At 59.2% G+C, this 24,452-nt stretch carries 25 protein-coding genes and 1 pseudogene; 9 read left to right on the forward strand and 17 right to left on the reverse strand.

Annotated elements, in window-relative coordinates; translation table 11 throughout:
- Positions 1-41: 41 nt before the first annotated feature.
- On the reverse strand, positions 42-815 hold the full coding sequence (locus HMPREF3053_RS03685; RefSeq protein WP_070767292.1) for an alpha/beta fold hydrolase: 774 nt from the start codon (positions 813-815) through the stop codon (positions 42-44).
- A 50-nt stretch (positions 816-865) separates the two neighbouring features.
- A complete protein-coding gene (locus HMPREF3053_RS03690; RefSeq protein WP_042389451.1) occupies positions 866-1,258 on the reverse strand; it encodes a DUF5997 family protein in 393 nt (130 codons plus the stop codon).
- Between the two features lie 40 nt (positions 1,259-1,298).
- On the opposite strand from HMPREF3053_RS03690, the gene HMPREF3053_RS03695 reads away from it, so the two are divergent.
- Both HMPREF3053_RS03695 and HMPREF3053_RS03700 read left to right on the forward strand, forming a co-directional pair.
- A complete protein-coding gene (locus tag HMPREF3053_RS03695; RefSeq protein ID WP_070767293.1) occupies positions 1,299-2,051 on the forward strand; it encodes a type 2 periplasmic-binding domain-containing protein in 753 nt (250 codons plus the stop codon).
- Positions 2,052-2,115: 64 nt separating this feature from the next.
- Positions 2,116-2,748, forward strand: coding sequence for a GNAT family N-acetyltransferase (locus tag HMPREF3053_RS03700; RefSeq protein ID WP_016423177.1), 633 nt, complete (start codon positions 2,116-2,118; stop codon positions 2,746-2,748).
- A 30-nt stretch (positions 2,749-2,778) separates the two neighbouring features.
- On the opposite strand, the gene HMPREF3053_RS03705 is transcribed toward HMPREF3053_RS03700, so the two are convergent.
- The 5 genes from HMPREF3053_RS03705 to glpX form a co-directional block, all read right to left on the reverse strand.
- Positions 2,779-4,377: an MDR family MFS transporter gene (locus tag HMPREF3053_RS03705; protein ID WP_049172271.1), complete on the reverse strand. Its 1,599-nt coding sequence runs from the start codon at positions 4,375-4,377 to the stop codon at positions 2,779-2,781.
- Positions 4,367-5,062 carry a TetR/AcrR family transcriptional regulator gene (locus HMPREF3053_RS03710; RefSeq protein ID WP_049172273.1) on the reverse strand — a complete coding sequence of 232 codons (696 nt, stop codon included), beginning with the start codon at positions 5,060-5,062 and terminating at the stop codon, positions 4,367-4,369. The genes HMPREF3053_RS03705 and HMPREF3053_RS03710 overlap by 11 nt, the downstream gene beginning before the upstream one ends.
- Before the next feature lie 192 nt (positions 5,063-5,254).
- Entirely contained in the window at positions 5,255-6,550 is a 1,296-nt protein-coding gene (locus tag HMPREF3053_RS03715) for a TIGR01777 family oxidoreductase (RefSeq protein ID WP_246819366.1), read from the reverse strand.
- A 227-nt stretch (positions 6,551-6,777) separates the two neighbouring features.
- Entirely contained in the window at positions 6,778-8,178 is a 1,401-nt protein-coding gene (locus HMPREF3053_RS03720; protein ID WP_016423173.1) for a class II fumarate hydratase, read from the reverse strand.
- A gap of 163 nt (positions 8,179-8,341) precedes the next feature.
- Positions 8,342-9,367: a class II fructose-bisphosphatase gene (glpX, locus tag HMPREF3053_RS03725; protein ID WP_005510610.1), complete on the reverse strand. Its 1,026-nt coding sequence runs from the start codon at positions 9,365-9,367 to the stop codon at positions 8,342-8,344.
- Positions 9,368-9,737: 370 nt separating this feature from the next.
- Between glpX and HMPREF3053_RS03730 the strand changes: the two genes are divergently transcribed.
- On the forward strand, positions 9,738-10,367 hold the full coding sequence (locus tag HMPREF3053_RS03730; protein ID WP_005510716.1) for a DUF4245 domain-containing protein: 630 nt from the start codon (positions 9,738-9,740) through the stop codon (positions 10,365-10,367).
- Positions 10,368-10,485: 118 nt separating this feature from the next.
- Here the strand turns inward: HMPREF3053_RS03730 and HMPREF3053_RS03735 are convergent, their stop codons facing one another.
- From HMPREF3053_RS03735 to HMPREF3053_RS03750, 4 genes are all read right to left on the reverse strand, one after another.
- A complete protein-coding gene (locus HMPREF3053_RS03735; RefSeq protein WP_005510689.1) occupies positions 10,486-10,776 on the reverse strand; it encodes an exodeoxyribonuclease VII small subunit in 291 nt (96 codons plus the stop codon).
- 61 nt (positions 10,777-10,837) lie between these two features.
- Positions 10,838-12,073: an exodeoxyribonuclease VII large subunit gene (xseA, locus tag HMPREF3053_RS03740; protein ID WP_005510622.1), complete on the reverse strand. Its 1,236-nt coding sequence runs from the start codon at positions 12,071-12,073 to the stop codon at positions 10,838-10,840.
- Between the two features lie 107 nt (positions 12,074-12,180).
- On the reverse strand, positions 12,181-13,335 hold the full coding sequence (locus tag HMPREF3053_RS03745; protein WP_016423169.1) for a DUF6542 domain-containing protein: 1,155 nt from the start codon (positions 13,333-13,335) through the stop codon (positions 12,181-12,183).
- Positions 13,336-13,415: 80 nt separating this feature from the next.
- The gene (locus tag HMPREF3053_RS03750) at positions 13,416-14,966 is read right to left on the reverse strand and encodes an AI-2E family transporter (RefSeq protein ID WP_069359260.1); all 1,551 of its coding nucleotides are present in this window, start codon (positions 14,964-14,966) and stop codon (positions 13,416-13,418) included.
- 94 nt (positions 14,967-15,060) lie between these two features.
- Between HMPREF3053_RS03750 and ychF the strand changes: the two genes are divergently transcribed.
- The 3 genes from ychF (at position 15,061) to erm (ending at position 17,664) form a co-directional block, all read left to right on the forward strand.
- Positions 15,061-16,140 carry a redox-regulated ATPase YchF gene (ychF, locus tag HMPREF3053_RS03755; RefSeq protein ID WP_049189393.1) on the forward strand — a complete coding sequence of 360 codons (1,080 nt, stop codon included), beginning with the start codon at positions 15,061-15,063 and terminating at the stop codon, positions 16,138-16,140.
- Positions 16,141-16,212: 72 nt separating this feature from the next.
- Positions 16,213-16,656 carry a recombinase family protein gene (locus HMPREF3053_RS11190; protein ID WP_223845690.1) on the forward strand — a complete coding sequence of 148 codons (444 nt, stop codon included), beginning with the start codon at positions 16,213-16,215 and terminating at the stop codon, positions 16,654-16,656.
- 153 nt (positions 16,657-16,809) lie between these two features.
- The gene (gene erm / locus HMPREF3053_RS03760; protein ID WP_070429178.1) at positions 16,810-17,664 is read left to right on the forward strand and encodes a 23S ribosomal RNA methyltransferase Erm; all 855 of its coding nucleotides are present in this window, start codon (positions 16,810-16,812) and stop codon (positions 17,662-17,664) included.
- A gap of 219 nt (positions 17,665-17,883) precedes the next feature.
- Here erm and HMPREF3053_RS11150 read toward each other — a convergent pair whose 3' ends face one another.
- Positions 17,884-18,207 carry a type IIL restriction-modification enzyme MmeI gene (locus HMPREF3053_RS11150; RefSeq protein WP_049189366.1) on the reverse strand — a complete coding sequence of 108 codons (324 nt, stop codon included), beginning with the start codon at positions 18,205-18,207 and terminating at the stop codon, positions 17,884-17,886.
- 287 nt (positions 18,208-18,494) lie between these two features.
- Here HMPREF3053_RS11150 and HMPREF3053_RS03770 point away from each other — a divergent pair, with 287 nt between their 5' ends.
- Both HMPREF3053_RS03770 and HMPREF3053_RS03775 read left to right on the forward strand, forming a co-directional pair.
- Entirely contained in the window at positions 18,495-18,776 is a 282-nt protein-coding gene (locus HMPREF3053_RS03770; RefSeq protein ID WP_049189367.1) for a type II toxin-antitoxin system RelE/ParE family toxin, read from the forward strand.
- 34 nt (positions 18,777-18,810) lie between these two features.
- A complete protein-coding gene (locus HMPREF3053_RS03775; protein WP_049189394.1) occupies positions 18,811-19,071 on the forward strand; it encodes a HigA family addiction module antitoxin in 261 nt (86 codons plus the stop codon).
- 54 nt (positions 19,072-19,125) lie between these two features.
- Here the strand turns inward: HMPREF3053_RS03775 and arfB are convergent, their stop codons facing one another.
- Positions 19,126-19,569 (reverse strand): alternative ribosome rescue aminoacyl-tRNA hydrolase ArfB, encoded by a 444-nt coding sequence (arfB, locus tag HMPREF3053_RS03780; RefSeq protein WP_010187974.1) that lies wholly within the window; start codon positions 19,567-19,569, stop codon positions 19,126-19,128.
- 31 nt (positions 19,570-19,600) lie between these two features.
- Positions 19,601-20,191 carry a putative glycolipid-binding domain-containing protein gene (locus HMPREF3053_RS03785; RefSeq protein ID WP_180950653.1) on the reverse strand — a complete coding sequence of 197 codons (591 nt, stop codon included), beginning with the start codon at positions 20,189-20,191 and terminating at the stop codon, positions 19,601-19,603.
- Positions 20,192-20,402: 211 nt separating this feature from the next.
- Between HMPREF3053_RS03785 and HMPREF3053_RS11195 the strand changes: the two genes are divergently transcribed.
- The gene (locus tag HMPREF3053_RS11195; RefSeq protein WP_246819367.1) at positions 20,403-20,582 is read left to right on the forward strand and encodes a hypothetical protein; all 180 of its coding nucleotides are present in this window, start codon (positions 20,403-20,405) and stop codon (positions 20,580-20,582) included.
- A gap of 136 nt (positions 20,583-20,718) precedes the next feature.
- Here HMPREF3053_RS11195 and HMPREF3053_RS03790 read toward each other — a convergent pair whose 3' ends face one another.
- The 3 genes and pseudogenes from HMPREF3053_RS03790 to HMPREF3053_RS03800 form a co-directional block, all read right to left on the reverse strand.
- Positions 20,719-22,611: a heavy metal translocating P-type ATPase gene (locus tag HMPREF3053_RS03790; protein ID WP_070767295.1), complete on the reverse strand. Its 1,893-nt coding sequence runs from the start codon at positions 22,609-22,611 to the stop codon at positions 20,719-20,721.
- Positions 22,608-22,967 (reverse strand): Cd(II)/Pb(II)-sensing metalloregulatory transcriptional regulator CmtR, encoded by a 360-nt coding sequence (locus HMPREF3053_RS03795; protein WP_012359887.1) that lies wholly within the window; start codon positions 22,965-22,967, stop codon positions 22,608-22,610. Before HMPREF3053_RS03795 ends, HMPREF3053_RS03790 begins: the two co-directional genes overlap by 4 nt.
- A gap of 82 nt (positions 22,968-23,049) precedes the next feature.
- Positions 23,050-24,116, reverse strand: a pseudogene (locus HMPREF3053_RS03800) (LLM class flavin-dependent oxidoreductase).
- Between the last annotated feature and the right edge of the window lie 336 nt (positions 24,117-24,452).

Consider the following 24,452-nt stretch of genomic DNA (forward strand, 5'->3'; position numbering starts at 1 on the left):
ACACCGAGCGGACACACTTTTTGTCACTTAACCCTTAGGCGCTAGTCGGCAATCCCATCAATGTGCGCCAGCAGGGCCGAGTTGTAGTACTCCGGGGTTTCCTGGTTGAGCAGGTGCTTGGCCGGCGAAATGACGACCATGGTCGAGCCCGCGATGCCGTCGTGAAGCGAAGTGACGACGTCGAGAGACGTAGAGGTGTCCTGCTTACCGGCGATGACCAGCGTCGGAGCGGTGATCTCGGCGAGGCGCTCGCGGGTGTCGAAGCGAGAGAGTGCTCCGCAGGCGCCGATGTAGCCGTCATCGGGGCAATCTGCGATCATGTCGCGGAAGCGGGCGGGGAGCTCAGGGGCGGTGTCGAAGCACTCGTCGGTAAACCAGTTGCGGACGACAGTGTCCGCGAGCGCGACCGTGCCCTTGTCGCGCACGAGCTCGGCCTTTTCCTGCCAGGCCTCGGGTGTGCCGAATTTCGGCGCCGTCGACGACAGTGTCAGACTGACCACGCGATCGGCGTGTTCTAGTGCGATGGTCTGGGCGATAGCGCCGCCGAGAGATAGTCCCACAAAATGTGCACGGTCAACATCCTCCTCATCGAGGACCTCGATGATGTCGGCGGCCAAGTGGCTCATGTCCCACTCACCCTCGGGGATAGGGGAATCGCCATGGCCGCGGACATCTGGCGTGATGACCTGGTACTTTTCGCTCAAAGCGGCTACCTGGGGCTCCCACATCTCCTGTGTGGTGCCCAGCGAGCCAATCAGGACAACCGTACCGTTGTCCTTGTGGTTGATTGCATGTGCGGTGTAGTCGATGGCCACGAGATCCTCCTTGAAGGTGTTGGCTGTGTCAGCTGTGCCAGCTGTGTCTGCTAATTCTCGGCGTTGCGAGCAGCTTCAGCGGCAGCCCGACCAGGGCCGTCGTCCTTCTTGGCCTCTGCCTCAGCGGCTTCCACGCGCTGCTTCGCCATGGACTCACGAGCGGCCTCCAGCCACTCCGGCATCTGCTCGAGCAAATCCTTAATCTCCGCCGTTGTCAGCGGCTTGTCCATGTCGTTCTTCTTCAACGCCGTGATAGTGATGCCCAGCTTGCGGGCAACTTCTGGACGCGGGTGCGGTCCGTTGCGGCGTAGCTCAGCGAGCCATTCCGGCGGATTGGATTGCAGTTCGGCAAACTGCGCGTGCGAAATCTCACCAGTGCGAAATTCCTCGGGTGTGGCCGGGAGGAAAATGCCAAGTTTTTTGGCTGCGGTTAGGGGTTTCATGGGTTCAACGCTAGCACCCATTCGAGTAACCTTGCGGAGTATGTCGACTCCTGAACCCGCCGTCCTGCGCATCGTGTTCGCCACCGGCACCAGTCCCGAGAAGTGGTTTCGCCGCTTTAGGGATCGAATTCCGGCAACACTGCACACCCACGCCGCCGACGATCCGATGTCCGACCTGGTCGGCGGTGCCGCTGACATGGCGCTGGTTCGGTTAGAGTCCGAAAGCTCGCTGCCCGAGTCGCTCCATCGCATCCGGCTTTACGACGAAGCCTGGGGCGTGGCCTTCGAGAAAGAGCACGTGTTCTCCCTCACAGAGTCCGTGCCGGAGGAGCTGTTGGCGGACGAAACTGTGCTGTTGACCTCCGTGGATCCGGATGAGCTGCGACAGATGCTGCCCGTTGCGGCCACTGGTGCAGGTGTCGTGGTGGGACCTCGCACGATTTTGAAGGCGCTGTCGAAGAAGGCGGTGGCCTCATCGAACTTGGTGGCCGAGGAAGGCGCCACGGAACCGCTGTCTCGGACAGCTATTTGGTTGGTGTGGCCGAAAGTAGAGGACGACGAGCTCCGGCAGGAGTTCGTCGGCATTGTCCAGGGGCGCAGGGAGGGCTCGACACGCACGCAGTTGGGGCGCAAGAGGGCTGACGAGCAGCCGAAGAAGTTGTCGGCCCGAGAAAAGACGCTTGCTAAGCAAGCCCGCCGGCAGCGCGCTGGGACCGTCGTAAAGCATGCGCGCAGTGGTCGTGGTGGACGTCGAAGCAGCGGCGGAAACGGGCGACCGCGCAGGCGAAAGTAATCTTTTTACAATATTTTTGCCGTTTCGTTCGACGTGCGCGGAAAAATTAGCCACACTTGTAGTTATGGCTGAAAAGAAGCGCGATTTCACGATTCGAATGATGCGTGAAGAGGACTATCCACAGATCCAAGAGATCTACGAGATTGGCCTGGATACGGGGCACGCGTCCTGGGAGCACTCCGCTCCCGAGTGGGACGAATTCATCGCACTCAAACGAGTGGATTTGTGTTACGTCGCCGTCGACGCAGAAAACCCGGACAAGATTCTGGCTTGGGCATCGGCAGCGCCGGTATCCAAGCGCCCGATTTTCAATGGCGTCATCGAAGACTCCATCTACGTCCATCCTGACGGGCAGGGCATGGGGCTGGCGGCGACGCTGCTGCAGAAGCTTATCGACGATGCCACGGAGCTCGACTGCTGGTCGATTCACTCGTGGGTCTTCCCGGAGAATGTGGGATCGTTAAAGCTGCATCGAAAGCTCGGCTTCCGTGAAGTGGGGATTTACCACCACATGGCAAAGATGACCTACGGCCCAATGGCGGGGCAGTGGCGCGATGTCATTATTTTGGAAAAGCTCCTGGAAAAGCCAGAGGAGCGCGCACTGAAGCGCGTCCAGGAAGAAGCAGAAGCCGCCGGTGAGCCGAACCGTCCGATTCTGGACAAGCTCGACCGCGCCGACGGCCAGGTGGGGGCATAGCTGCCGGGAGCCGCGGCTCCCGCGAATTAATTATTCGACGGTTTCCTTCAACGGATCCTCGCGAACAAAGAACACAATGATTGCTGCCAGAATAATCACTGGCATTAGTACCAAGAAGATCGGCGTCAAACCATCGTTGTAGCTGGAGATCAGCGCTTCATGGATTGGCGCCGGCATGCTATCTAGTACGTGCGGCGTCAGTGAACCGATCGACTTAGAGGAAAAGCCCTCCGGGCCCATCTGCTTTGCGAACTCTGCTGCAGCCTCCGGTGATGCGGCCTTGATTTGTTCGACAGCAGCCGGAACGCGTTCGCCTGCCAGGTCCTTCATGCGGTGGATGAAAATCGAACCCACAATGGAGGAACCGACCGCACCACCAATCTGGCGGAAGAAGTTATTCGCAGCGGTAGCGGTACCGACCATGGCGACCGGGAAGGAGTTCTGCACGATGAGAACCAGAACCTGCATGCCGGTGCCCAGGCCGAAGCCCATGATGAACAGGTACACACCAACCTGCCACAGCGGGGTGGTGGTCTCCAGCGTGGACAGCAAGTAGAGGGAGACAGCCATAATCATCAGGCCGACGAAGGGGTAGAAGCGATACTTACCAGTCCGCGAAATAATCTGGCCAACGCCAATTGAGGTGAGCAGCATGCCGACCATCATCGGCGTCATCATCAAACCTGCAGCGGTCGGTGACATTGAGTGCACCATCTGCAGGTAGGTCGGAATATAGGCCATAGTGCCGAACATCGCGATACCCAGAATGAGACCCGACACAGTCGTGAGCACGAAGTTCCGGTTATTAAACAAGTGCGTCGGAATCAGTGGGTTGGAAACGCGAGTCTCGGTGAGGAAGAACAGCACCCAGGAAACGACAGAGGCAACGATAAGCGAGATGATGACCCCGGAGTTCCAGTCGTACTGTGTACCGCCCCACGTGGTGGTGAGAATTAGCGTCGAGGCAGCGGCAGTCAAGAACATCGTGCCGATGTAGTCGAAGTTTCCTTCACTCTGGCGTCGGGGCAGCTTCAGGAAGGCCGCAGCTGCCGATAGTGCAACCACGCCCATCGGGACGTTGATCCACAGGCCCCAGCGCCAGCCCGGGCCGTCGGTGAACCAGCCTCCCAGCACTGGTCCCAGCACGGAACTCAGACCGAACACAGCACCCATGATGCCCATGTACTTACCGCGCTGGCGTGCGGGAATAACCTCGGCCAGGATGGCCTGTGAGGAAACCATCAATGTACCGCCAGCAAATCCCTGAAAAGCGCGGGCGGCGATGAGCAGGCTCATGGAGTTGGTGATTGCACCCATGACGGAACCGACCATGAACAGCGCGATGCCCATCATGAACAGGCCCTTGCGCCCAATCATGTCACCGAGCTTGCCGACAATCGGCATTGCCACAGTCTGTGCCAACAGGAATGCAGAAATAACCCACGACATGTGGTCAACTCCGCCGAGCTCGCCGACGATGGTCGGCAGGGCGGTGGCGAAAATCATCTGCCCCAGCGAGCTCATCAGCATAGTGAGAATGAGCGCGAAGAAAATGATTCCCAAGTGGGACTTGTTGTCAGAAACCGTGGTGTCGGTTTGATCTTGAGCAGTGGTGTTGCTAGCTGTCACTATTCCTCCTCCAGAAATTTTTAACGACGTCGGCGGCGTCGTGAAGCGGTGTATCTGTTGTGAATTCGTCCCGATGAGCCGATGAGTACAGCACGCATTCGCGGACGAAACCGACCGACAGTGCTACCTCGTGCCCGACGGGCAGCTCGGGGTGCGTGCGCGACTGTGGATTCATCTCGAAATAGCGCTCAAAGGCAGAACGGACGCGGCGCATTGAGTTGCCAAAATTCGAAATGACAACCGTCGATAGCTTTGGCTCATTGCGCAAAATCTCGCGGATACGCTCCTTGAGCAGACGGTGAAACTCTTCGGTTGCCCCCAGCTCTTTATATCGGAGTAGCTGGGATTGCTGCTTTTTCTCGATGAAATCGAGCATGTCCGCGATGGGGTCTTGGTGAATTTGGGCGAGGAATACCTCTTCATCGTCAGCATCGAATGACATGATGCCGTTGCCGAAGATGGCTTGATCCTTGGAGTCGAAGTAATTGAAGAATGTGCGTCGACTGATATTGACCCGCTGACAGATGTCTTCGATGTTGACTTGGTCGTATCCGCGATCCAATACAAGGGCGGTCGCGGCATCGGCCAAAGCGCAGTGTGTTTGAAACCTTTTGAGCTCCCGGAGACCGCACTCGGGGTGTTGGCCCGGGTCCAATCTGTGATAGGTATTCTCATCAATTTGCACGAGGTGCAAAGTTACACCGAGTGCAATGTGATGGCAAGTTGATGAGTCAACAGGTGTTTGAGTACCTATGCAGAGAGCATCTTTGGGTTGTTCAGGATGCCGTGGACTCAGGCGCAGGGGTCGGGTTGTTGATAGTCGCAACGCGCCATTCAATTACACAACCTTCGTGTTTTGTGTAGGCACGGTGGAAGGCTACGTCTCCTTCAATAGCTCGTGGCGCAGGGCGTCGTTAAGCGAAGTGAAGCGGAACCTGTGCCCCGCCTTTTGCAGCGCTGCTGCCTCTACTCTCTGATTCGCGAGAGCCAACTCCGCAGCACCGCGTTTGCCCAGCAGTACTGCAGGCCCCAGTGAAGGAATCGGAACCGCCGTCGGGCGGTGCAAGACCTCTCCCAATACCCTCGTGAACTCCGCATTATTCACTCCGGAAGCCAGTGGCACCACCGCATTGACAGGTCCGGCAAGTGCGGAATCTGCCAACGACCGGTGATAGATGTCCAACAGGTCGTCCAAAGCAATCCACGGGAACCACTGCTCGCCCGACCCCAATCTTCCTCCAAGTCCGGTGAACACCACGCCCGCTAGTAGCGGCAAGAGTCCGCCGCCACCAGCAAGCACGAGACCAGTACGGACGTTTACGACCCGCTTGCCTGCATCGCGAGCGGGATCCCATGCATTTTCCCAATCGCGCACGATAGCCGAGAGACTGTCCGCGGCGGCGCTGCCGTCGTAACGCTGCGCTTCCGCGCCAGGGCCAGCGTCCTCGGTGAGCACCTCTGGGCCACGATCCGCACCGTAGAACCCCACCGCCGACGCTCCAACCGCGACCTTCACGCTGTCAGTAGATGCAACGAGCTTTGCCAGAGCTCGCGTTGGTTCGACACGGGAATGGCGAACCTTTCGAAGATGCGCCTCCGTGAAGCGCCCCGCAATCGGTGCGCCGGCCAGATGGATGACCGCGTCGACTCCCTCCAGCAAGTCAGCTGCGGGTGCCGCAGTATCCCAATATCGCTTGTCCACACCCGTCTGTTCACGTGAGCGCACCAGCAAAATCACCTCATGTCCGGCCGTGGTCAGTAGCGCGCGCAGCTGCGTTCCGACGGTCCCCGTAGCTCCACTGATCGCCACTGTCAGCGGCTCCTGCACATGCCCCAAATACTCCGAAAGCCTATCGACGGCCGCAAGGTCGCCAGCAACCTTCGTAGCACGGTAGGCGAACATCGAATCCAACCCGGGTACCGGAACCTTGGTGTCAACGGTGTCCTCTAAAACCGTGCCAGCGCTGCCGTCGTCAAGCGGAGTATCGGAGAGAACGTGGGTGTGCTTCCACCCCGTGATGCGGCGAAAGGGCTCGCTGGTGACTTCGTCAATGAATCTCTGGCCGGGGAGGAAACCGGCCGGGTCGTGACGTGCAATCCATTTGAGGCCAGCCGGCATGGAGAATACGGTCGTGCCGTCGGCGAGGTTGGCGGATTCGGATTTCGGTGACATCGGGAGAAGCCCCGGTGTTAGGCGGGTGACAGCGCCTGGGCGGGAGAACCACTCGGCGACGCAACGGCGAGGAAATGCGATGGTGTGGCGATAGGTGGGAATAGTTAGTCACTCTCTGAAACTTGTCCGACGTTAAGGAAAAATAGTAGACCCCGAAGTCTTTCAGCGAAGTGAGACTACGGGGTCTTATGCGTAAGGTGCTCTCACACCTTCGAGTTCAGAAAGAACTAGTCACGATCAGTGTTGGCCATTGCCAGCACGTCGAGGCGCTTGTCCAGCTCTTCCTCGGTCAGCTTCTCGCCGTCGACGAAGCCCATGTCGATAACAGTCTGACGGATGGTCTTACCTTCCTTCAGAGCAGTCTTAGCGACCTTAGCTGCGTTCTCGTAGCCGATGGCGGAGTTCAGCGGGGTCACAATCGACGGGGAGGACTCAGCCAGAGTCTTCATACGCTCAACGTTCGGCTCGATGCCGTCCACCAGCTTCTCGGCGAAGACGCGTGCGGTGTTCGCCAGCAGCTTAGCGGACTCCAGCACGTTACGTGCCATGACCGGGATGAAGACGTTCAGCTCGAATGCGCCGTTAGCGCCAGCAAACTCAACAGCGGTGTCGTTGCCCAGAACCTGCGCTGCGACCTGGGTGGCAGTCTCGCACAGAACCGGGTTGACCTTACCCGGCATGATGGAGGAACCCGGCTGCAGATCCGGCAGGTGAATCTCAGCAAGGCCGGTCAGCGGGCCGGAGCCCATCCAGCGAATGTCGTTAGCGATCTTGTTCAGGGAGACTGCGACGGTGCGCATAGCGCCGGAGAATTCGACCAGGGCATCGCGGTTAGCCTGAGCCTCGAAGTGGTTCTGAGCCTCGCGCAGCTCCTTGATGCCGGTCAGTTCGACGAGCTCAGCGGTGACCTTGGCACCGAAGTCCGCCGGGGTGTTCAGGCCGGTGCCAACAGCGGTACCACCGATTGGCAGCTCGCCCAGACGCGGCAGGGTGGCCTCGATGCGCTCAATGCCAGCCTCAATCTGGCGGGCGTAACCGGAGAACTCCTGACCCAGGGTCACCGGGACAGCGTCCATCAGGTGAGTGCGGCCGGACTTAACAACGGTCTCCCATTCCTTGGCCTTCTTAGCCAGGGACTCCTGCAGAACCTTCAGTCCCGGGACGAGGTCCTTGACAGCTGCCTCGGTTGCTGCGACGTGAGTGGCAGTCGGGAAGGTGTCGTTGGAAGACTGACCCATGTTGACGTGGTCATTCGGGTGAACCTCAACGCCGTTGGCCTTTGCGATGGACGCAATGACTTCGTTGGTGTTCATGTTGGAAGAAGTGCCCGAACCGGTCTGGAAGACGTCAATCGGGAACTCAGCATCGTGCTTGCCTTCGGCAATTTCCTTGGCAGCGGCGACGATGGCATCTGCCTGCTCAGCAGACAGCAGGCCGCGCTCCTTGTTGACGATGGCGCAAGCTGCCTTCAGCAGACCCATAGCGCGAATCTGTGCAGACTCCAGCGGACGGCCGGAAATCGGGAAGTTCTCAACTGCACGCTGAGTCTGTGCGCGCCACAGGGCGTTAACCGGAACCTTAACCTCGCCCATGGTGTCGTGCTCGATGCGGAACTGCTGCTCTGTCATTCGTTGCCTCTTTCAGTTAGGGGAACTTGAGTGCGCGCAGAACGGCCCCTCATTGCGCATGCAATTTTCATGCGATGCAGAACCGTTAGCGCATTCATCTTCAAGTATGAATCAGTTTGTTAAAAAAGTGGTGCCCTGAGGGCACCACTAAAGGGGTAGTTACTTACAGATCGATGTCAGGCATCTCGCCCTTGCCGTAGTCGATGCTGGCGTACTTGCGCAGCTTCTCCAGGGAGTGGAAAGCCTCGATGCGACGAATGGTGCCGGACTTGGAGCGCATAACCAGCGAGCGGGTCCACGCGCCGTTACCGCGGTAAGCGACACCGCGCAGCATGTCACCGTTGGTGACACCAGTGGCAACGAAGTAGCAGTTGTCGGATGCGACCAGGTCATCGGTGGTCAGAACACGAGAAAGATCGTGCCCAGCGTCGAGAGCCTTCTTAATTTCGGCCTCATCGCGCGGGTGCAGTTTGCCCTGGATTTCGCCGCCCATACACTTCATGGCGCATGCGGTGATGACACCTTCTGGGGTGCCGCCGACGCCCATCATGATATCGACCGAGTTCGTGTTCTGAGCTGCGGCAACAGCGCCAGCAACGTCACCATCGCCAATCAGTCGAACCTTGGCGCCAGCTTCGCGGATGTCACGAATCATGTCAGCGTGGCGCGGGCGATCCAGCACGACAACAGTGACATCTTCCGGACGCAGCCCCTTGGCCTTAGCAACGACCTTGATGTTGTGCTCAACTGGAGCCTCGATGTCAATCTTGCCGGCAGCCTCCGGGCCAACAGCAATCTTATCCATGTAGAACACAGCCGACGGGTCGTACATGGAGCCGCGGTCTGCAGCAGCAAGAACAGCGATAGAGTTCGGGCGGCCCTCTGCCATCAGAGTCGTGCCGTCAATCGGGTCAACCGCGATGTCAACGGCCGGGCCTTGGCCGTTGCCGACCTTTTCGCCGTTGAACAGCATCGGGGCTTCGTCCTTTTCGCCCTCGCCAATAACAACGACACCGTTCATAGCCACGGTGTTGATGAGCTGACGCATGGCATCGACGGCAGCGCCGTCGCCCTTTTCCTTCTGACCACGACCGACCCACTGACCAGCTGCCAGTGCAGCGGACTCAGTAACTCGGACGAGCTCCATCGCAAGGTTGCGATCTGGTGCTTCAGGATTCGAGGCGTTCATTGACTTCTGGCCCTTCCGTGGTTTTTGAGAACTCTTTTGAGGTTTGAGAATGTGCTGGGAGACGCCACGCCAGGAAACTGGGGTTTAGCGTTGCAACAATTTCTATTGATTGATGTTTGGCGCATCAGTTTTAGCGCCTTTGCATCTGTTACTAGTGTTCCACCTTTTTGGTGTTCGGGGGTGGACGCAGCGCCAAAGTGGGGGGAGTTTCAGGGCTAAACCCCCACATCACGCGGTTATCAAAAGTTTGTTCCGGCGTCAGTTCGCTTGACGACGTCGACAGCGTCCGTCATCAAGTATTGCTAGCTGCAGCTGTGCGGGTGCGAATGATGACTAGGTTCGTTGCGGGGCCTTTGGCATACTTGAGCGCGTGGCGAATGAGAAACCTAGGATTTTGCAGGACAGTCGAGACATGATTCTCACCCTCGTGGTGATGTTTCTTGCGGTGGCTGTCACCATTGGCTTTACCGGCCTGTGCAGTTTTAACCCCGGGAAGCCGGAAAACGGTCCGGTGCACGAAGTCGATGCTGCCCCATTCGTGAACGTGGAGGCTCGGCGCGTGGACTATCCAGTTCGCCTGCCGAAGGTGCCTGAGGGCTGGACTTCAAACTCGACCCGCGCGGGTATGGCGGCGGGGAAGCAGACGACCATTATTGGCTATGTCACCGCTAGCGGAGCATTCATTCAGGTCACGCAAACAGATGCGGAAGCAGGTCAGCTGCCGGATGATGGTAAGAACCGTCTCCGGGACGGTACTACTGACGTGGAAGGTACAACCTGGACTAAGTATGAGCCGGCTGAGGACAACGTGCGTCGCGTATGGGTTGGGGACCTCGGTGACTCCCGCGCAATTATCGAGGGCACTGCCAACGACGAGGAGTTCACACAGTTGGCGGCGGCTATGCAGAAGGCCGAGCCAATCGATCCGGACGCGACAATGCCGGATTCGTCACAGCCGCAGCCGACTGCGTCCGAGATGCCGTCGGCACCAGCAAAGTAGGCCGAGTCGAGCACTCACCTGGAGTGGTAATCCCGACTAGAGCCATAAAATAGCTGAACTCAGCTATCAGCGAAGAGACGAGAAACGATATGAACCGACGATCGTTTCTCGTCTCTTTTTAGTCCTCATCGCCCACATTCTCGGCAGAAGCCGAGACATCCTGATTCTTGCTGGCCAAGGCGGCTTCAACCTTTGCCCGGGCGCCAGCCAAATGCTCCTCGCAGCGGCGGGCCAGCGCCTCGCCTCGCTCCCACAGCGCCAGGGATTCATCCAGGCTCATCTGTCCGAGTTCTAGGAGCTTGACGGTCTCGACCAGCGCATCTCGAGCCTGCTCGTAGCTCAGGTTCTCCACCGGTACCTGTTCCTCCGAAGAGGGAGCCTGACCCGCGCCGAAAACATTGTCATTCATTAGCGAATACGTCCTTCACATTTAGTAGTTAAAGCTTCAAGGTTGGAAAAGTCATTGCTTACTAATTCGCCGGCTTCGTAGCTAGCGTCGCTGCAGAGATGGAGCCGTCACTGACGCGAATTCGCAGTTGGGAACCCATCGGAGCATCTGCAATAGAGGTCACAATCTGTGGTTCCGGCTGAGTAGCCGATTGTGCCTGCACGATGGCATAGCCGCGAGCGAGTGTGGCAGAGGGGCCAAGTGCTGAAACCTTGCCGCGCAATCCCGATACCACTGCCTCCTCGCGTTCCAGACTGCGGTGGATGAGAAAACGCAGCCGATCCACTTGCGCCGTGACAAACTCTTCACGCACGCGGATGGGAGTGAGCGGATCGCGCAGTACCGGCCGCGACGTTAAATCCCTCAGAGTAGCTACTTCACGGTCAACCCATCGCCGCAGGGATGCCGAGGAGCGCTCACGAAGCTGTGCAATTAGGCGTCGTTCCTCAGCAGCATCGGGCACTGTTTTCTTTGCTGCATCCGTCGGTGTGGCAGCACGTAAATCAGCGACGTAATCCAACAGCGGAGTATCCGGCTCGTGCCCGATTGCAGAAACCATCGGTGTTGTCGCCTTACTCACCGCACGAATCAGAGCCTCATCTGAAAAAGGCAGCAAATCTTCGACACTGCCACCGCCACGGGCGACGATGATGACATCAACCTCCGGATCGGCGTCGAGCTGTGCAAGCGCCTCAATAATCTCCGGAACAGCCTTGGCGCCCTGCACAATTGTGTTGATTACCCGGAAATCCACTTCGGGCCAGCGGGCACCCGCGACCGAAAGCACATCGCGTTCAGCCGCCGAACCGCGACCAGTAATCAACCCGATCTTGTTGGGGAGGTAGGGCAGAGGGCGTTTCAGCCGTGGATCAAAAAGTCCTTCCGCCGCTAGCGCCTGGCGCAGCTGTTCCAGCCGCGCCAATAGTTGCCCCAACCCCACGGGCCTCCACTCCGTAGCCCACAGGGAAAACTGCCCCCGCCCGGCATAAAACGCAGGCTTGCCCAAAACCACTACGCGGTCGCCGTTGCGCAACGGATTATTGCGCAGAGCCGCCGTAGAACAAGTCACCGACACCGAAAACTCCGCGGAGGTGTCACGCAGAGTGATGTAAGAGAGCTTCCAGCTCGGCTTGGAGTTGACCTGGGCGATTTCCCCCTCTACCCAAATCTGTCCAAGGCGCTCAATGTAGTCCTTGACTAACTGGTTCAGGCGTCGAACCTGAACCGGTTTCTCGGCCGACGTTTCCAATTTCGACATACATCAACACTTACACGATGGTGCGGATCGCCCTGCTAATAAACGCACGTTGCCCACAGGCTAAATCTGCCTGTGGGCAACTGTGACGGTAAAAGTGCAAGCCCGAGCTACTTGCGGTAACGAGACCTGCTATCGCGCCCGGTTATGCGTTCCTGGCGAGGGCGCTGCTGTCGCGGTGGCCACTCCTCGGTGCGACGGTGGTTGCTCCCCGGGCGTGCGGGACTCTGTTGAGGCTTTTCGGACCGAGACTCCGGCGAAGACTGTTCTCCCCACATCCGTGCCGTTCCTGCCGCTTGACGACGGGGAAACTCCTGCGTTGGCCGCTGCGGTGCGTTTGGCCGTTCAATCGGACGACGAGGCTGCTGTCTAGTCGAGTTCGGCGAAGTGGAATCCTGAGTGAACTGCGCCTGGCCCGGATGCGGGCGAGACTGCCAACGGGATGTTGGCTGCTGGGCCCGCTGGGCGAAATTCGAGCGCTGCTGGGCGCGCTCCCCAGAGCGGTCAACTGGTCGCTCACGCAGTTGCTCGGCGTTGCGCGATGCCGAGCTGGCGCTCGCTGCCGGTCGGGCACCAGAACGAGAAGTCTCCTGCCGAGAGCGTGCAGCCTGCTGGCGCGCCTGGCGGCGAGCTTCGGCATCTCGGATAATGTCCGCAGCGGGACGTCGTGAAGCAGGGCGTTCCTGAGAGCGAGAAGCTACGCGGCGATCAGATTCGGCGAGACGACGGCGCACCTGAGAGCTGGATTCGACAGCGGCTTCGTCACGATGCTGGCGCTGTTTAGCGGCCTTGCGCTGGGTGTTGAGGGATTTCTCCTGGGTGCGGGTGATTTCGAGGTAACGCCATACTGCGATGATGACACAGATGATCATCAAGATCAGCAGCCACGGGAACTGCTGGATGATGGGATATGCCGAGGTCACCAGGCGAGCGCGTTTAGAGGTCGTCGCGGTCGCGCCACCATTTTCGGGATCGGCGAGAGAACCGGTAAACCACGCTGTGAAAAACGTGACAAGCGCGAACAAAATGGGGATTTGAGCGACGGTAACTACCAGGCCGCGAGGAACCACCAACAGTGTTCCGGCGACAGCAGCCACGGCAAAAGCAATGAAGTAGGGCTTGCCAAGCGAACCGTTGGGAACAGAAAAGAGCAAACCAAAAACTCCGGCCAGAAGCATCAGCAACGGCGGCACAAACATTGGCACGCGTGGAAGCAGGGGTTTGTTCCCACTGCCTTTACGGGTTATTGCTGATCTGTTCGACACGAATGCGTATCCTACCGGTTATTAGTGATAAAAACGGGCAAGCCCGGTATAAGAGCCTGCCCGTGTCTTGGAATCTCGCCCTACTTGTTTTTCTTAGAGAAAGGCCCGGAGACGACTTCAGTGACCTTGTGGAAGGCCTTGGTCATCGTTCCCTCTTCCTGCTTGGTCGGACCAGCATCGGGGGAAACCTTACCGGCGGTGCGAGCATCTGCCTTCACAGCGCTCTCCGCGGAGCTGTCGGAGTCATCACTGCCCAGACGGAACGAAGCCAGTCGGTCGCGCATCGCACGGCCGGCAGCTTCAATCTGAATGCCGGAGATTGATCCGGCGTCCGTGGCGAACTCGATATCCTTTGCAGTCTTGTCGCCCGTACGCAAATCAGTGAGGTCGCCGAGGTAGCGGAACCAGACCGCGACGACTGCAGTGACCGGCACCGCCAGGAAGGCGCCGATGATGCCGAAGATACCGCCACCGAGTAGGACAACCAGCAGGACGATTGCGGCGTGCAGGTCCATAGCCTTGGACTGCAGAATCGGCGAGAGGATGTTGCCCTCAATCTGCTGGACGGCAATGATGATGAGCAAGACAAAGATTGCTGTGGTCAGGCCGTTGGCAACAAGTGCGACAACCACCGCAATGAAGCCGGCGGTGAACGCGCCGACAATAGGAATGAAGCCAGCGAAGAAAGTCACCACGGCCAGGACCATTGCCAGCGGCACATTCAAAATCGCAAGACCGGCACCGATGAAGACCGCGTCGATAAGCGAAACGATAGCCTGCGTGCGGATGTAGCCCGACAGCGTGTTCCAGGAGCGGGTGAGTACCTCCGTGAGATGCCAGCCGAGGCGACGTCCGGTCAGGCGGCGGAGCCATGGCAGGAAGTCCTGGCCGTCCTTGATGAAGAAGAACGTCAGCACCAGCATTGCCATCAAGGTTACGGCGACCGAAGAGACCACCGAGATGCCTTGGAAGACTGTGTTGGCGATATCGCCGGAGCGCTCCTGGAGCCATTGGGAACCCTGGTCCAGAGCGTCGAGGATTTGTTCATCCTTGACGTTAAATGGCGGTGCCTGAATGATGTTCTGGACTTCTTGAATGCCGTCGGTGAACTGGCGACGCAATTCTGGGAACTGCGACTGCACAGTCGGTGCGAGGAACGCGACGACGCCGCCAAGCAGCGCCAGCGCGCCTAGGATGACCGTCAGTGCGGAGAGTGCGCGGGGCCAGCGGTGTTTCATCAGGAACACGGCGGGCGGAGCCAGCACCGTGGAGACAATCAGAGCCAGCAGAATCGGCAGAACGCCAGCCCAAATCTTTCCCAGAATCATAGCGCTGACATACAGCGCCGCTGCGGTGATGAGGAAACGCAGGCACCAACCTGCGAACCATCGGGCGCCCTCGCCAATGACGTCGGCGCGGTCGATGGACTCGGAGTCATTTTCGCTCATAAGCTCATCGAGGTTTTCAGCATCTTCCGGCAGATCCGGTTGCGTTGCCGCTGACTTATGGGCGTCGGAGGGGATAGACAGAGACTGTTCTATACGCAGAGGCTCCGATCCCATTACGTGATCGATAGCGTCTTTTTCGGACTGCGCAGTCCACTCTTCGCCTTCATTGGGTTTATTGCTCACGTATTCATTATGGGGGTTCGGAGGGGATAGGGGGCAACTTCACGAAGTTAGGGCGAGTTCAAATCTTTCTCCCCGAGCCCGTAAGATGAGCAATGTGAGTCTTACACTTGGAATCGTCGGTCTGCCCAATGTCGGAAAGTCAACCCTGTTTAACGCCTTGACACGCAACGATGTGCTGGCTGCGAATTATCCGTTCGCCACCATCGAGCCGAACGTCGGCGTTGTGGAGCTTCCCGATCCCCGTTTGAATAAGCTCGCCGAAATTTACGGCTCCGAGCGTATTCTTCCGGCTACGGTGTCGTTTGTGGACATCGCCGGCATCGTCAAGGGTGCATCGGAGGGCGAAGGTCTAGGTAACAAGTTCCTCGCCAACATCCGCGAGGCTGACGCTATCTGTCAGGTCGTCCGTGTCTTCAATGATGATGATGTCGTGCATGTCGACGGCAAGGTTGACCCGGCCTCTGACATCGGTGTGATTGAAACCGAGCTCATCCTGGCTGATATCCAGACTATTGAGAAGGCGCTGCCGCGTCTGGAAAAGGAAGCCAAGAAGGATAAGGAAAAGGTCGGTGAGGTTGAAGCCGTCAAGCAGGCTCTTGCCGTACTGGAAGAAGGGCGCACTCTCTTCGCTGCTTCCGATGATGTGAAGCTCTCCGCTCTGCGCGAGCTGCACTTGCTCACCGCAAAGCCGTTCCTCTACGTCTTCAATGCTGACGAGGAAGTGCTTGCCGACGAGGACCGCCGCGCGGATCTGGCCGCTGCTGTGGAACCGGCGGACTGTGTATTCCTCGATGCGAAGGCCGAGTCAGACCTGCTGGAGCTGGATGAGGAATCCCGCAATGAGCTGCTGGCCGAAATTGGTCAGACTGAGCCGGGTCTGCATTCGCTTGCTCGCGCTGGTTTCCGCACCCTGGGGCTGCAGACTTACCTGACCGCTGGCCCGAAGGAGTCTCGCGCCTGGACCATTCCGAAGGGTGCTACGGCCCCGCAGGCTGCCGGCGTGATTCACACTGACTTTGAGCGTGGCTTCATTAAGGCTGAAATTGTGTCCTTCAGTGATCTGGTCGAGGCCGGTTCGATTGCCGAGGCAAAGGCTAAGGGGAAGGTCCGCCAGGAGGGCAAGGACTACATCATGCACGACGGCGACGTGGTTGAATTTAAGTTCAATGTGTAGCTAGGCCTTATTAATAGCGTTTGACAACACGCGCTCCTATTTGCCGTCGTATCTCACGAGACGCTGACGTGGATGGCCGCACCATCGACCTGCAGCCTCAGGACTGTGAAGTCATTGCAAAGCAGCGTGGCTTGCACGTTGGACATAGGACATAACGACGTCGATCAGTCCATTTCCGCGTCAAAGAAGAATGTGGCTCGCCCCAACTACGACGCCATGGTGGCATCCCTCGAACGCGGCGAAATCGACGCGATCATCTGCTGGGACCTCGCTGGACAGTCCGATCGGTCGGACAGAATTACTCCCGCACCCCAGCGTAATCAGGGGTGCACCTTAAAAACATTCGGAGGTGGGGGTAACTCCCCCTCGTTGCCCAGAGACAAAATACGCCAGTGGCGTCTGTATGACGCCCCGAAGGTAGGACAAATTCCAATCCAGAGAGGTCTTGCACTGTTGCGGTGCGGTTGTCTTCTTTCTCACCGTATTGCACCCTGCGAAATTAATTGGATACGATAGAACCATGTTGATTTCAGGTTCCGTTTTCATGCGGCCGCTCACCAACCGCTAAGGCGGTTTTCTCCCTCCCGCGGGTCAAAAACCGCTCCGGTCCTTTAGCCGGGCGGCCATTTGCCATGCCCGGCTCCGTTTCAACTCCACGGAGCACACCTGATGTCTACATACGGATACGGCCGTCACGAACATGGCCAAAATTTTCTCACAGACCAAAAGATCATCAACACCATCGTCGATCTTGTAAAACAAACCACCGGCCCCATCATCGAGATCGGGCCGGGAAGCGGTGCCCTCACTCACCCGATATCCCGCTTGGGGAGGGCAATAACGGCAGTTGAGGTAGACGCAAAACTAGCTGCCAAACTCACAAAAAAGACCGCCTCGGCGTCGGTCGAAGTGGTCCATGATGATTTCCTTAACTTCCCGTTACCCGCCACTCCCTGCGTCATTGTGGGAAACATTCCCTTTCACCTCACCACTGCCATTCTTCGAAAGTTGTTGCATGCGCCGGCATGGACTGACGCTGTACTCCTCATGCAGTGGGAAGTCGCTCGCCGCCGGGCCGGGGTAGGCGCAAGCACGATGATGACGGCTCAGTGGTCCCCATGGTTCACGTTTCACCTTGGTTCCCGAGTACCAAGGTCTGCTTTCCGTCCACAGCCTAACGTTGACGGGGGGATCTTAGTGATCCGCCGGGTGGGTGACCCGAAGATCCCGATAGAGCAACGCAAAGCCTTTCAGGCTATGGTGCACACCGTTTTCACCGCCCGGGGACGCGGGATAGGGGAAATTCTCCGAAGGGCAGGGTTGTTTTCATCACGTTCAGATACACAATCATGGTTGCGCTCGCGAGGAATCGACCCCGCAACCCTACCCCCCAGATTGCGCACCAGCGACTGGATCGATCTCTTTCAGGTGACTGGTTCCTCTCCATCGCACCATCGGCCAATTTCACAATCGGGAAGTAGTCAACGCCCTCCTCAACGCAAAAAACGAGGCCGGCGGCGTTAATCTCCCCGCCACCCAAACCGAAATCCACCAGTAGTAGTGGACGACCAGTGCTGGTCTACCGTGAGCCGGGTTATGACAGTGACGTGTTCTCGTCGGGCACAGTCATAGTTCCCGGCGTTGCCGGCGACAGGGTTCTATACCCAGCAGCGGGGCCGATCAAAATTACCCGCACGGGGAACGACCCTGCTGGTGGTTTCGATTTTGATGGAAGCGAGGAGATTAGCCCCTCGACAACTCCCCGTAGCTGGCGAACAGTAGCTCCTGGCGCTGGCGCTCGTTGGTGAGTTTGCGTGCCACACCGAAAGCTTTATTTACTTCTCGGTCCATTTCGTCGTGAGCCTTGAGCAGAGTTTGGTCCATCGCTAACGGGTTGTAGTGCTCCGCGAGTGACCCCTCGGGGTGCCGCTCGCGGGCCCGCAGTACCAACTGTCCAGCGTCGATGATTCGCTGCTGCGCTTTCTCATCTAGTTCACACGGAGCTGGTCCGAAGGAGTAGCTCCCGGTGTACTCCGAAGAACGGAAAAATGAATAGTGGGGATACATCGACTTCCATTTTCCATTCTCCCGGCTCAGAGTATTGAGGGGGCTGGGACCGGGTCCGTAAACCCTTTATGTTTTCCACGCACAGCGGCTTATAGCGACGATCCCTATAGGTTTTCCGCAGAACCTATATGTATTTCTGTGCACCCCCATGTTGTCCGTTTTAGCGGTATTTCGTTGCTACTTCCGCACTTGCGAATAAAATGGTTATTTATCGCCGACACTCCGTGGAGTTCAAATTTAACGTGTAGCGTTATTGACGCTTCGCGTTATGGGGGATAGGGTGAAGCATGATCCAGTCGTTCGCTGACAAGGACACTGAGCGTTTGTGGAATCGAGAGCGAGTTCGCTCGATCGATTCCCGCATTCACTCAGTAGCGCTGCGCAAGCTTCGCCAGCTTGGGTACACGCAGACTCTTGATGAGTTACGGATTCCCCCGGGAAACCGGCTCGAGGCGTTGAAAGGTGATCGGCGGGGTCAGTTCAGCATTCGAATCAACGACCAGTGGCGGATCTGTTTTCGTTGGTCCGCCGCGGGGCCAGAGGAGGTTGAGATCGTTGACTACCACTGACAAGCTCCCTCCGGTTCACCCCGGTGAGATCCTCATGGAGGACTTTCTCAAGGAAATGGGGATCACCCAGCACAAGCTCGCAGTCTCCATCGGCGTTCCGCCCCGCCGGATCAACGAAATTGTTCACGGTAAGCGGGCTGTAACCGCGGACACTGCTCTTCGCTTGGCTAAGTTCTTCGGAATGAGCCCCCAGTTCTGGCTCGGGTTACAGACTCAATATGACTTGGACGTTGCGGAAGACAAGATCCTCTCGGAAATCGAGCGGATTCAACCGGTCCAAGCTGTCTCAGCGTAGCGGTTACCCGAACCAGGTCCGTCAGCGTGAGGATATGCATGCGGATGGTTCGAACTAGGGAATTTGGGGCCGCCGTCGCGTGGACTTGAGTTCCGAGCGCCGCTTTTTCGCTTCGAGACGGCGTCGCACCGAGCTCCGCGTCGGCTTGGTCCTGCGCCGCGGGGGAGGAGGCGGAGCGAGCGCCTCGCGCAAGAGGGCGGCCATGCGTTCGCGTGCCTCGGCGCGGTTGCGTACCTGCAATCGCTGGGTCGATGCGGTAACGGTAAGGACGGTGCCGTCTAGGCGGTGCTCGTGGTTGTGGAGGACGCGGCGACGCTGGGCGTCGGAAAGCGATGAGCACGTAGCGATATCGACGGAAAGCTGCACTTTGCTGTCCGTAGTATTGACGCCTTGGCCGCCTGGTCCCGACGACTTCGCGAACCGCTCCGTCAGGTCGGCGGCGACGATGACCAGACCCCCGGGGATCCCTGGGCCAGGCGCGATGGTCAGGTCGTTCATACCGCCCAGCTTAGTTAGAGTTGTTTCCGGATCAGACCCGCCGTGCGAGATCAGGGTAGTGTACGACCACGCCGTCACCGTCGACCTCCAACTCGACGTCGACTCCCCGTGTTCCGCTTTTGTATCGGACAGTTTCAGCATCGACGGAGCTGTAGTACTGGTCTGATGCGATCACCTGGAGGGACGGTATATCAATCCAAGCCATGATCAGCTGCGTTTTCGGGACCTGAGTCTCAAGCAGCGTCAAGCGACGAATAGGCATTGTGTTGGTGAGAGGGCACAGACCGAGATCGCAATCGAGTGCGGCTTTCAGGTCGGCTGACTGGACGATACCGGGGGAGGGCAGATCTTCAGGCTGGGCGCCCTCTTCATTGGTTTCCGCCGACCACACGCCTTGCTCGGACCTAAACAGCTCGAGGCTTCGCCCCCATCCGTCGCCTTCAACGTTCACCGACACACGTTCGGTCACCCAGTTCTCCGCGGCGCGCAGCTCCCACGTGGCCTTGTATCCATCGCCGTATTGCACTCCGGAAGCGGTCAAACCGGCTCCTAAAAAATGAACTGCGGCCTCGTTCCGGATGAGGGGAGTCTTGACATGCTCCCACTTATACGTGCGCTCCATGGTGAGGATTTTACCACGCTTGATGGTGCGAAAAGGCAGGTAGCTTTCGACTGAAACTCGGTCGAGTTCAAATTCAACGTTTAACGCGGGCAGCCGCCGCCGGATTCTCGGTGGCGATTCCGGCCCGAACCTCGGGGACATTCTCGCGCTTCCTCATCTACGTGAGCTCCGCGATTCCGGCCAGCTCACCGCTACCTCCATCTTCGATAGTTTGAGCGAGCTCGACCACGACCATCTAATCTGGTGCACTGGTTTCCGTCCGGCCCTCGGCCCATTCCGCCACCTCATGCGTGGCCGTGAAACCGCGGTGAAGAATCTCCATCTAGTTGGTTACGGCAACTGGACCGGCGACGGTTCGGCAACCCTGATAGGTGTCGGGTCCTTTTGCTAAATACGCTGCCTAGGTAGTCGCGGGTCGTGTCGATGAAGCGCGGCATCAAAAGTTTTGAGACGACGCTTGGTCCCTGAGCAGCTCGATCCTTCAAAGATCCGCGCTGGAGAGCCAGCGCGCTGGGCGAAGGTGCGCCTCAGCGCTTCGCTCGCGCAGCCCGCAGGCCGTTCAAGATCACGATAACTTCAGCGACCTCGTGAACCAATACGACGGCGGCCAGACCCAGCACGCCGCTGATCGCCAGCGGCATCAACACGATGATGATGGCCAGAGACAGCACGATGTTCTGGTTAATAATCCTGCTGCCTCGACGGGCGTGCTGCAGCGCCTGCGGGATCAACCGGAGGTCGTGGCCGGTGAAGGCGACGTCAGCGGACTCGATTGCGGCGTCAGAGCCGGTCGCTCCCATTGCTATGCCCACCGTCGCGCCCGCCAGCGCAGGAGCGTCGTTGATGCCGTCGCCAATCATCGCCGTCGGCGTCTTGGAGGAGAGCTCGGCGACGATGCTTGCCTTGTCCTCTGGACGCAGCTCGGCGCGCACGTCGTCGATTCCGGCGATTTCAGCCAGAGCCCGGGCGGTGCGAGCGTTATCGCCGGTGAGCATGCTCACTTCCACGCCGTTGGCGTGCAGGGTCTGCACAGCTTCGGGTACCTCGGGCCGCAGCTCGTCGCGGACCCCGATCGCCCCGGCGAGAGCGTCATCGACGGTGACAAGGACGCAGGTCTGGCCCTCGGACTCCATGCGCTCAACGTCTGCCTTCAGTGGCCCGGCGTCGATCCACCGGGGACTGCCCACAAGTACCCGTCGACCTTCGACGGTGCCGCCGATGCCATGCCCGGCTTCCTCGCTGATGTCCAAGGCAGCGGGCGCTTCGGGCCCCGCTGCCGCGATCGCAGCGGCGAGGGGGTGCGTCGATTGCTGCTCAACTGCCGCCGCGAAAGCAAGCACCTGAGCCCGATCGAATCCGTCTGCCGGGACCACGTCGGTAACCTCGGGCTGGTTGCGGGTAAGGGTTCCGGTTTTGTCCACCGCCAGGTGGCGGATGCCGCCGAGTCGCTCGAACGCCGCGCCGGATTTGATGACCACGCCGAACTGGCTGGCCGCGCCGATCGCGGCCACGACCGTCAGCGGCACCGAGATTGCCAGCGCACACGGCGATGCTGCGACCAGGACCACCAACGCGCGGGTGATCCACGTCTCGGGGTCGCCCAGCAGCGAGCCAATCACGCCGACCAGCACCGCCAGGATCATCACCCCGGGCACTAGGGGTTGGGCAATCCGGTCGGCGATCCGGGCGCGGTCGCCCTTTTCCGCCTGCGCCTGCTCGACCAGGTCCACGAGTGTGGTCAGCGAGTTGTCCGTTCCAGCTGCGGTCGTCTCGACCTCCAGCACGCCGGCGGAGTTGATTGCTCCCGCGGGCACCTCGTCGCCGGGCGCAACCTCCTCCGGAATGGATTCTCCGGTGATCGCTGAGGTGTCAAGGCTGGAGCGCCCAGACCGAATGATGCCGTCCGTGGCGATCCGCTCTCCGGGGCGCACGAGCATCAGCTCGCCAGCCACGAGATCCTTCGCTGCGACCTCGACCGTCGTACCGTCGCGCAGCACCGTCGCGGTCTGCGGTACCAATTTCAACAGTGCCCGCAGTCCGCCCTGGGCCCGGTCCATCGCCTTGTCTTCCAGTGCCTCGGCGATCGAGTACAGGAACGCTAGCGCCGCCGCCTCTCCGACGTAACCGAGGATTACCGCGCCGACCGCGCTGATCGTCATCAGCAAACCAATGCCGAGCTTGCGCTTCGTGGCAAGGTTCCGGATAGCGCCGGGCGTGAACGTATACGCCCCTAGCAGCAGGCCGATCCAGAACAGAACTGTCGCGGGTGTCTCTAGTCCGGACCAGTCCAGCGCCAGACCTATGCAGAGGGCTACGCCGGAGAAGATCGGCAGTAGCAACTCGGGGTCCTTCCACCATGGCCGATCGAGATCTTCGATCTCCGTGGCTGGTTCGTGTTCGCATCCACATGCTGAACTCATGCGTCCGCTCCTTTTCCGTCGCAGCCGGGCACCGAGCACTCAGGGTCGATGCACGGGGCGTTTTCGTCGACAGCCAACGTCGCGTTCACTAGTGCGTTGAGCGCTGTCGCGAGGTGCGGATCGGCGATTTCGTAGCGTGTCTTGCGGCCCTCCGGCTCGGCGACGACGATGCCGCAGTCACGCAAGCAGGTCAGGTGGTTCGAGACGTTCGAGCGGGTCAGGTCCAGGTCGCGCGAAAGCACGGCCGGGTAGCTCGGGCCGTCGAGTAGGGTGATCAGGATTCTGGAGCGCGTCGGATCCGCCATGGCCCGGCCGAGCCGGTTCATGACGTCGAGGCGTGAAGCAATAGTCAGCATATACTGAACTATACAGCAATTACTGAACTATTCAACACGCACTGAACTGACATTGAAGCGAAGAGCTTGCGAACTGCAGGAATTAGTCGATGAGATAGCCGGTAACTGGGCCTTCGTGATTCGGCTGCCAACCCAACGCGGGGGCGACATGCGTGGCGAAGTTGTCCAAGATCTTCACGTTGACGTCGACGCCATCCCGGTGGGGATGGTGATGAGCAGGGTGTCGGCGGACATGACGGCGGCGTCGGCTTTGAGCTGCTCAATGAGTTTGTCCGGCTCGGCGGCATAGGTGCGGCCGAAGGTGGAGGCGCCGACGTCGGGAAGCATGCCCACCTGATCGGAGCCGGAGGCCTGCATGCCGAACAACTGCATGTCCGCGCCGTCGACGATGGGGAAGATAGAGCGGGACACCGACACGCGCGGCGTCCAATCGTGGCCCGCCTTCTTCCACGCGGCGCGATAGCGGCTGATCTGATCCGCCTGGATTTCGCCCAGAGTCTCGGCGGTGGTCTCGGAGACCAGGGTGGAGGACATCAGGTTGAGCCCGTCCTTGGCGGTTTGCTCGGCAGAAGCGTGGGTGCCGGAGCCGTAGAAAATATGCTTACGCAGCTCGGGCGCCATGGGGAAGACCGGCAGGGCGGAGCCGGGTTGGAATATGTTGGGGTACTGCCGGTCCAGCGGTGCGGCGGTGGCGAATCCGTTGCCGTCCACTGCAGCCATGAACGCCTCGAGGTGGGCTCGCGCCACGTCCGCGCCGTTGGGCGCTTTACCCCAGTAGCCGAAGGCCTCCCAGCCGCGGTCAGCCACCTCGGGGGCGCCGCGCGAGATGCCCAGGGCCACGCGGCCACCGGAAATTTGGTACAGCGACGCGGCCTCTTCGGCGAGGTAGAGCGGGTTTTCATAGCGCATGTCGATGACACCGGTGCCCACCTCGATGTGTTTGGTAGTGGCCGCGACAGCACCCAGCAGCGGCATCGGGGCGGAGGCCTGCGGCGCGAAGTGGTGGACACGAAAGGACGCGTTGTTCACGCCGATTTCGTCCGCAGCCTGGGTGATCTCCAGATGAGTCTTGGCGATCTTTTCTGCAGATGGCCCGCGCTAGCTGCCGAAGGCGTAATGCCCGAAGCTTAAGAAGCCGAACGCTTTCATTGGATAACACTCCTTTTGATGGTGTTAACGAGAGGGGGTAACTTTGCAACGAGATGCCGTGGAGTTCAAGCTCGACGTCTAGGGCCGTGGCAAGTCGGTAGTACGTTTTTCGATTCGACGCTTTGGGGCACACTACCGGGGTTGCCGGTGCTCTTCTTAGATTGCGCGGTTCAGATTTCCTAACCTAAAGCTCGTTTGAGCGTGCTATCCGCTGGTGTGCCTCCGATGCTGCTGCTCATAAGGTGGTGGGCGCTCCATGAATACAAGGCGTAAGTCGCGCCTTAGGTCAGGCCGAGGAGGATGCCGTGGCTCACTGGGTCGTAGTCCGAGTTTCCG

Origin of the sequence: Corynebacterium sp. HMSC064E07 (assembly GCF_001815745.1) — a bacterium.
Lineage (GTDB): Bacteria > Actinomycetota > Actinomycetes > Mycobacteriales > Mycobacteriaceae > Corynebacterium > Corynebacterium jeikeium_D.